The sequence below is a fragment of the Azospirillum sp. genome, from assembly GCF_050789165.1.
In genome coordinates, this window is sequence record NZ_JBOZRT010000015.1 from 34,483 (window position 1) to 41,554 (window position 7,072).

The window sequence follows — 7,072 nt, forward strand, 5'->3', positions numbered from 1 at the left end:
CACGTTCCCTAAAACAGGCTCCCCTGGGCCGGCGCCCGCACCGCCTTCTTCGGCTCGGCCTTTGAGGGCTCGGCGGGCTTCGGCTTGGCGGCCTTGGGCGGAGGCTCCGTCACCGGAGCCTCGCCGCCCACCATCGCCGCCGCACTCCCGTCATGGAACTGCAGGGTGACCGCCAGCCCCGGCGTGGCCCCGGCCACCTCGGTCACCGGCTTGCCGTCCGCCCCCCGCACCACCGTGTAGCCGCGCTTCAGAACGCCCTCGTAGGAATAGCTCTCCAGCAGCTGACCCAGCGCCTGCACCCGCGCCGCCCGCTCCTCGATCAGCTTGCGGTAGCCGCGCTCGACCCGTGGCGCCAGGTCGGTCAGCCGCCGGCCGCCCTCGCCGATCTTGATCGCCGCCGGCCGGATCGACAGCCGCCCGGCCACCCGCTCGAACTTGCCTTCCGCGGCCACCACGGCGTGCCGCAGCGCGCCCGCCAGTGCCCGCGACTCGGATGTCAGCCGCGCCTCTGCCTGCGCCAGCTTCTCGCGCGGGTGCCGCAGCGTGGCGCCCAGCTCGCCGACCCGCGTCCGCCGCCGCTCGACGAGGGCGCGCACCGCCATGCCCAGCCGTTCGGCCCGATCGTCGAGGCGTTGCGCGTGCCCCTCCAGCAGCGAGCGCGGATCGCCCAAGCCCCGCGCCAGCCCCTCCACCCGCGTCCGCCGCTCGGCGATCCAGCGGTGGGCGCTGGCCATCAGCCGGCGCTCGTCGTCGAGCACCTGGGCCAGCAGCTCGGCGCGCACCGGCACCGCCATCTCGGCCGCGGCGGTCGGGGTCGGGGCGCGCTTGTCCGAGGCGAAGTCGATCAGCGTGGTGTCGGTCTCATGCCCGACCGCGGAGATCAGCGGGATGCGGCTGCTTGCGGCGGCGCGCACCACGACCTCCTCGTTGAAGGCCATCAGGTCCTCCAGCGATCCGCCGCCGCGCGCGACGATCAGCAGGTCCGGCCGCGGCACCCGGCCGCCCGGCTCCAGGCGGTTGAAACCCTCGATGGCCGCCGCGACCTGCGCCGCAGCACTGTCGCCCTGCACGGCCACCGGCCACAGCAGCACCCGGCGCGGGAAGCGGTCGTTCAGGCGGTGCAGGATGTCGCGGATCACCGCGCCGGTCGGCGAGGTGACGACGCCGATGACCTCCGGCAGGAAGGGAATGGGCTTCTTGCGGCCCTGGTCGAACAGGCCCTCGGCCGCGAGGCGGCGCTTGCGCTCCTCCAGCATCTTGAGCAGCGCGCCCTCGCCGGCCAGCTCCATCGACTCGATGATCAGCTGGTACTGCGAGCGGCCGGGGTAGGTGGTGACCCGGCCGGTGACGATGACCTCCAGCCCCTCCTCCGGGGCGACCGCCAGCTTGGACACGGTGCCGCGCCAGCACACCGCCTCGATCACCGCGGTCTCGTCCTTGAGCCGCAGGTAGCAGTGTCCGGAGCTGTGGCGCTTGGGCTGCGAGATCTCGCCGCGCACGCGCACGAAGCCGTAGGTGTCCTCGATGGTCCGCTTCAGCGCCCGCGCCAGGTCGCCGACCGAGAATTCCGGGAGGTTGGAGCCGGGGCGCGGCGGCTCGGCGATGAGGGGGGTGCTGTCGAAGTCTTGTGTCATGGCCGCGCCATGATACAAGGCTGCCGGTCGGCAACAAGCATGGAAGGACGGGGTCCCATGAAAGTCCTGGTCGTCGGGTCGGGCGGGCGCGAGCACGCGCTGTGCTGGGCCATCAAGCGCTCGCCGCTGTGCGACCGGCTGGTCTGCGCCCCCGGCAACGCCGGCATCGCCGAGGTGGCCGAGTGCGTCGCCATCGGCGCCGAGGACGTGGACGGCATCCTGCGCTTCGCCCAGGACCAGGGCATCGACTTCGTGGTGGTCGGCCCGGAGGGGCCGCTGGTGCTCGGCCTCGTGGACAAGCTGGAGGCCGCCGGCATCAAGGCCTTCGGCCCCAGCGCCGCAGCGGCGGAGCTGGAGGGCTCCAAGGGCTTCATGAAGGACCTGCTGGCCAAGTACGGCGTGCCGACCGCCTTCTACCAGCGCTTCACCGACGCCGACGCCGCCAAGGCCTTTGTGCGCCAGCACGGCGCCCCCATCGTGGTGAAGGCCGACGGGCTGGCCGCCGGCAAGGGCGTCACCGTGGCCCGCAGCGAGGAGGAGGCCTTCGCCGCCATCGACGAGGCGCTGGTGGGGGGCCGCTTCGGCTCCGCCGGCGCCGAGATCGTGGTGGAGGAGTTCCTGGACGGCGAGGAGGTCAGCTTCTTCGCCCTGGTGGACGGCGCCACCGCGGTGCCCCTGGCGTCGGCGCAGGACCACAAGGCGGTGGGCGACGGCGACACCGGCCCGAACACCGGCGGCATGGGCGCCTACTCCCCCGCCCCCGCCCTGACGCCGGACCTCGAGGCCCGCGTCATGCGCGAGATCGTCGAGCCGACGGTGCGCGGCCTCGCGGCCGAGGGGCGGCCGTTCAAGGGCGTGCTGTTCGGCGGCCTGATGATCGTCCGCGGCCCAGACGGGCAGCCGGTACCGAAGACCCTGGAGTTCAACGTGCGCTTCGGCGACCCGGAGTGCCAGACGCTGATGGCCCGCTTCAAGTCCGACGTGCTGGCCGCCCTGCTGGCGTCCCGCGACGGCACGCTGAAGCCGGAGGACGTGCAGTGGCACGACGCGGCGGCGCTGTGCGTGGTCATGGCCGCCCAGGGCTACCCCGGCGACTACCTCAAGAACACCGAGATCAAGGGTCTGGCGGAGGCCAACGCGGTGGAGGGCGTCACCGTCTTCCACGCCGGCACCAAGGCGGACAACGGCCGCGTGCTGGCGACCGGCGGGCGCGTGCTGGGCGTCACCGCCATGGCGCCGACCGTCAAGGACGCGCAGGCGCGGGCGTACCGGGCGGTGGACCGGATCCAGTGGCCGGAGGGCTTCTGCCGGCGCGACATCGGCTGGCGGGCGGTCGAGCGCTGAGAAAAGCAGCCGCCGGAGTCGCCTCCGGCGGCTGACCTTCGTCCTATCGGTCGAGGATGGCGCGGTCGTTCTTGGCGACCAGCGTGCGGAAGTGATGCTCCAGCGTCGCGTCGTCGAAGCCGAACGCCCGCTGGAAACGGATGATGAGGTCGCGCTCGCCCGCCTCGGCCTCGCCGTCGGCCATGGCGCTGTCGATCATGTTCAGCAGGATGCACAGACGCTGCGCATCGCTGAGCTTGGGCGCGGCCTCCGCGAGGAAGGCGTCGGCCGGCGTGCTGCGCGCGTACTTGAAGCAGCGGTCCAGTTCCTCGCGCGTGGCGTTGCGGCCGAGGACGGAGACGAGGTGGCCGACCTCCTCCGGGTCGATCTCGCCATCGGAGCCCATGCAGTAGATCAGCGAAACCACCAGCGCGCGCCGCGGCGTGATGTCGAGCGGCGCGCCGCCCTTGAACATGTCGAACAGACCCATGACGTACCCCTCTCGTGGTTGGCGCCGCGGATTTGGGGGTGTCGCCCGGCCGGTACAAGACCCCGGAAGATCAGCCCCGCCGCTCCCGGAAGAAGCCCTTGAGGAGATCCGCCGCCCGCGTCTCGTCGATGCCGCCGTAGACGTCCGGGGCGTGGTGGCAGGTCGGCTGGGTGAAGAAGCGCGGGCCATGCTCCACCCCTCCCCCCTTCGGGTCGTAGGCGCCGAAATAGACCCGGCGCAGCCGCGCGAAGCTGATCGCCGCGGCGCACAGCGCGCAGGGTTCCAGCGTCACGTACAGGTCGAGGCCCGGCAGCCGCGGCTCGCCCAGCGCGGCGCAGGCCTCGCGGATCGCCAGCACCTCGGCGTGGGCGGTGGGGTCGTTCAGCTCCTCGGTGCGGTTGCCGGCGCGGCCGAGCACGGCGCCGGTCGCCGGGTCCACCAGCACGGCGCCGACCGGCACCTCGCCGCGCGCCGCGGCGGCTTCGGCCTCGGCGAGCGCAAGGGCCATGGGAGACGTGTTCGACATGGCCGCGACCCTGCCCCGCGGCAATCCGCCGGTCAAGGCCGGGTTGATCCGGGCGGCGTTCGGGGTCAAGCTCACACCACAGAACCGTCACGACGGAGGACGCGCGCCATGGAAAACCACGTCTACAAGAAGGTCGAGATCGTCGGCACCTCGGACATCTCCATCGACGAGGCGATCAAGAACGGCATCGACCGCGCCTCGAAGACGCTGAAGCACGTGGACTGGTTCGAGGTGATGGAGACCCGCGGCAACGTGCGCGGCGGCAAGGTGGCGCAGTTCCAGGTGGTGATGAAGGTCGGCTTCCGCCTGGAAGAGTAGGCTCCTTCCGCCATTGCGGGCGGGCACGGCAGGCCCTATGGTCCGTGCCCATGGACACCTCTTCCGACACCACATCTGACTCCGGCGCGCCGCCCGAGGGATCGGGCGGCGAGCGCATCGCCAAGCGGCTGGCGCGGGCCGGGCTGTGCTCGCGCCGCGACGCCGAGCGCTGGATCGCCGAGGGCCGCGTGGCGGTCAACGGCAAGACGCTCGACAGCCCGGCCTTCGTGGTCCGGCCCGGCGACGACGTGATCGTCGACGGCAAGCCCGTGCCCGAGCCGGAACCGACCCGCCTGTGGCGATACCACAAGCCGGCCGGGCTGGTCACCACCGCCCGCGACGAGAAGGGCCGCGCCACCGTCTTCGACAAGCTGCCGGAAGGCATGCCGCGCGTGGTGTCGGTCGGCCGCCTCGACCTCACCACCGAGGGGCTGCTGCTGCTGACCAACGACGGCGAGCTGGCGCGCTTCCTGGAGCTGCCGGCCACCGGCTGGACGCGGCGCTACCGCGTGCGCGTGCACGGCACGGTGGACGAGGTACGGCTGGCCGGGCTCATGAAGGGCGTCACCATCGACGGCGTCCAGTATGGCCCGATCGAAGCGGTGCTGGACCGCGTGCAGGGCTCCAACGCCTGGCTGACGGTCGCCATCAAGGAAGGCAAGAACCGCGAGATCCGCAAGGTCATGGAGAGCCTGGAGCTGTCCGTGAACCGCCTGATCCGCACCGCCTACGGCCCCTTCCAGCTCGGCAAGCTGCCGGAAGGCGAGGTGGAGGAGGTGCCGAAGCGCGTGGTCCGGGACCAGATCTCCGGCTTCTTCACCCAGCGCGACGGCGCGCCCGAGCCGCCGAAGTCGGCCGGCGGCACCGCCAAGGCGGCGCCCAGGGCGGCCAACCGCGGCCCGCACAAGGCCGGGCCGAAGCCGGAACCGAAGCTAGTCAACTCGCCGCTCCGCGCGCCCAAGGCGCGGCCCAAGCCGGACGTCAAGCCCGTGCGGGAGTTCGACGAGGACTTTGCCGAGGTGACGGAGCGGCCGGCCCGCAAGTTCGACGTGCGCACGGGCAAGCCCGCGGCGCCCAGGCCGGCGGCCAAGCCGGCATCGGAGCGGCGCGCCGAGGAGCGCGGCGACCGACCGGCCGGCAAGGGCAAGCCCCCGGCCAGACCGTTCGCCAGGGCGGCAGCCGAGGCGGAGCACCCGAAGGGCGACCGGCCGGGCAAGCCGGGGCGGCGGCCCGACCAGCGAAGCGACGGCAAGGAGCGGGGCGAGCGCAGCGAGCGCAGCGCCGCCAAGCCGGCGCGCGGCCCGTCCGCCGACAAGCCGGCCGGCGCGGCGCGCGGCCGTCCGCAGGCCGAGCGCGCAGGCAAGCCCGGTGGCAAGCCGGGCGGCAAGCCCGAGCGGGGTGGTCCGGGCCAGGGCGGTCCCAAGCCGGGCGCCGGCCCGCGTGGCGGCGGTTCCCGCGAGGGCGGCCCGCGCGGTGGCGGCCGGCCCGGCGGGGCCGGAGGCGGCGGCCGTGCGGATCGTCGCCGGTAGGCACCGCGGGCGGCGGCTGCAGGCACCGGCCGGGCGCGACACCCGGCCGACCACCGACCGCACCCGCGAGACCATCTTCAACATCCTGGCGCACTCCGGCTGGGGGCCGGACGGCGGCTCCCCGGTCGAGGGCGCCGTGGTGGTGGACGCCTTCTGCGGCACCGGCGCGCTGGGGCTGGAGGCGCTGTCGCGCGGGGCGGACCGGGCGTCGTTCCTCGACCTCGGCCGCGGCGCGCTCGACGCCGTGCGCGCCAACATCGTCGAACTGGGCGAAGCCGGGCGGACCGCCGTGCTGCGCGCCGACGCCACCAAGCCGCCGGCGGCGCGGGAGCCGGCGACCCTCGTCTTCCTCGATCCGCCCTATGGCCAGGACCTCGCCCCCAGGGCGCTGGCGGCGCTGGCCCGCGCCGGCTGGCTGGCGCCCGGCGCCGTGGCGGTGGTCGAGGAGGAGGCCGGCGCCGTGGTCGAGCCGCCGGAGGGGTTCACCGTGCTGGAAGACCGGCGGTACGGGGATACGCGGGTCCTGTTCCTGGTGTACGGGGGACATGGGACTTCCTGAGCCGGGCCCCCACCCAACCCTCCCCCACTTCGCGGGGGAGGGCTTCGTTCCTCCTCCCCGAAGATGGGAGGGAGGTCAGGAGGGGGCCTGACGCGGGCACGCCGCCCGAAACCAACACACGAGAGGCATGATGGCGTGGATCTATCTGCTCATCGCCGGCCTGTTCGAGACGGGCTGGGCGATCGGGCTGAAATACACCGAAGGCTTCTCCCGGCTGTGGCCGTCGCTGGCCACCGTGGCGGCCATGGCGGTCAGCTTCGTGTTCCTGTCGCTGGCGCTGAAGACGCTGCCGGTCGGCACCGGCTACGCGGTGTGGACCGGCATCGGCGCCGTCGGCACGGTGATCCTCGGCATCGTCCTGTTCGGCGAGCCGGCGTCGCTGGCGCGGCTGGCCTGCATCGGGTTGATCGTCGCCGGCATCCTCGGGCTGAAGCTGGTCAGCCCGGACTGAACGGCCGGTGAATGGAACGCCGTGGAACACTATGGAACAGTGTGCAGGGCGTGTTCAGTTCACATCCCCCGGCGGCGACCCCGGCGGTGGACACACCTCCGCCATCTGCGACTATAATCCTACATTGCGCGCCCCGGCCCGTCAACAGGGCAATCGCTTGAAGATCGGGCTTGTAGGATTCCCTTTCGGTGCGGTGTGTGATTCCTAGGAACCTCCTCAGTGCTGGAGGTTGCGATGGAGGG

The 7,072-nt window shown here is 72.9% G+C and carries 8 protein-coding genes; 5 read left to right on the forward strand and 3 right to left on the reverse strand.

The genetic code is table 11. The features are described 5' to 3' along the window. Positions 1-8 precede the first annotated feature (8 nt). Positions 9-1,634 carry an exodeoxyribonuclease VII large subunit gene (xseA, locus tag ACRWK7_RS02410; RefSeq protein WP_431854569.1) on the reverse strand — a complete coding sequence of 542 codons (1,626 nt, stop codon included), beginning with the start codon at positions 1,632-1,634 and terminating at the stop codon, positions 9-11. Positions 1,635-1,691: 57 nt separating this feature from the next. Here xseA and purD point away from each other — a divergent pair, with 57 nt between their 5' ends. Further along, the gene (gene purD, locus ACRWK7_RS02415) at positions 1,692-2,978 is read left to right on the forward strand and encodes a phosphoribosylamine--glycine ligase (RefSeq protein ID WP_431854570.1); all 1,287 of its coding nucleotides are present in this window, start codon (positions 1,692-1,694) and stop codon (positions 2,976-2,978) included. 43 nt (positions 2,979-3,021) lie between these two features. Here the strand turns inward: purD and ACRWK7_RS02420 are convergent, their stop codons facing one another. Both ACRWK7_RS02420 and ACRWK7_RS02425 read right to left on the reverse strand, forming a co-directional pair. After that, entirely contained in the window at positions 3,022-3,447 is a 426-nt protein-coding gene (locus tag ACRWK7_RS02420) for a TerB family tellurite resistance protein (protein ID WP_431854571.1), read from the reverse strand. 70 nt (positions 3,448-3,517) lie between these two features. Beyond that, on the reverse strand, positions 3,518-3,973 hold the full coding sequence (locus ACRWK7_RS02425) for a nucleoside deaminase (protein ID WP_431854572.1): 456 nt from the start codon (positions 3,971-3,973) through the stop codon (positions 3,518-3,520). A gap of 108 nt (positions 3,974-4,081) precedes the next feature. Between ACRWK7_RS02425 and ACRWK7_RS02430 the strand changes: the two genes are divergently transcribed. The 4 genes from ACRWK7_RS02430 (at position 4,082) to sugE (ending at position 6,830) form a co-directional block, all read left to right on the forward strand. After that, positions 4,082-4,291 carry a dodecin gene (locus ACRWK7_RS02430; protein WP_431854573.1) on the forward strand — a complete coding sequence of 70 codons (210 nt, stop codon included), beginning with the start codon at positions 4,082-4,084 and terminating at the stop codon, positions 4,289-4,291. A gap of 50 nt (positions 4,292-4,341) precedes the next feature. Further along, positions 4,342-5,820, forward strand: a complete 1,479-nt coding sequence (locus tag ACRWK7_RS02435) for a pseudouridine synthase (RefSeq protein ID WP_431854574.1) — start codon at positions 4,342-4,344, stop codon at positions 5,818-5,820. Continuing rightward, positions 5,801-6,379: a 16S rRNA (guanine(966)-N(2))-methyltransferase RsmD gene (rsmD, locus tag ACRWK7_RS02440; RefSeq protein ID WP_431854575.1), complete on the forward strand. Its 579-nt coding sequence runs from the start codon at positions 5,801-5,803 to the stop codon at positions 6,377-6,379. Before ACRWK7_RS02435 ends, rsmD begins: the two co-directional genes overlap by 20 nt. A 130-nt stretch (positions 6,380-6,509) precedes the next feature. Continuing rightward, entirely contained in the window at positions 6,510-6,830 is a 321-nt protein-coding gene (gene sugE, locus ACRWK7_RS02445) for a quaternary ammonium compound efflux SMR transporter SugE (protein ID WP_431854578.1), read from the forward strand. The last annotated feature ends 242 nt before the right edge of the window (positions 6,831-7,072 follow it).

Excerpts from the sequence above, each read along its gene's own strand:
- xseA (WP_431854569.1), bottom strand. The coding sequence starts at position 1,634 with ATGACACAAGACTTCGACAGCACCCCCCTCATCGCCGAGCCGCCGCGC.
- purD (WP_431854570.1), top strand. The coding sequence starts at position 1,692 with ATGAAAGTCCTGGTCGTCGGGTCGGGCGGGCGCGAGCACGCGCTGTGC.
- ACRWK7_RS02420 (WP_431854571.1), bottom strand. The coding sequence starts at position 3,447 with ATGGGTCTGTTCGACATGTTCAAGGGCGGCGCGCCGCTCGACATCACG.
- ACRWK7_RS02425 (WP_431854572.1), bottom strand. The coding sequence starts at position 3,973 with ATGTCGAACACGTCTCCCATGGCCCTTGCGCTCGCCGAGGCCGAAGCC.
- ACRWK7_RS02430 (WP_431854573.1), top strand. The coding sequence starts at position 4,082 with ATGGAAAACCACGTCTACAAGAAGGTCGAGATCGTCGGCACCTCGGAC.
- ACRWK7_RS02435 (WP_431854574.1), top strand. The coding sequence starts at position 4,342 with ATGGACACCTCTTCCGACACCACATCTGACTCCGGCGCGCCGCCCGAG.
- sugE (WP_431854578.1), top strand. The coding sequence starts at position 6,510 with ATGGCGTGGATCTATCTGCTCATCGCCGGCCTGTTCGAGACGGGCTGG.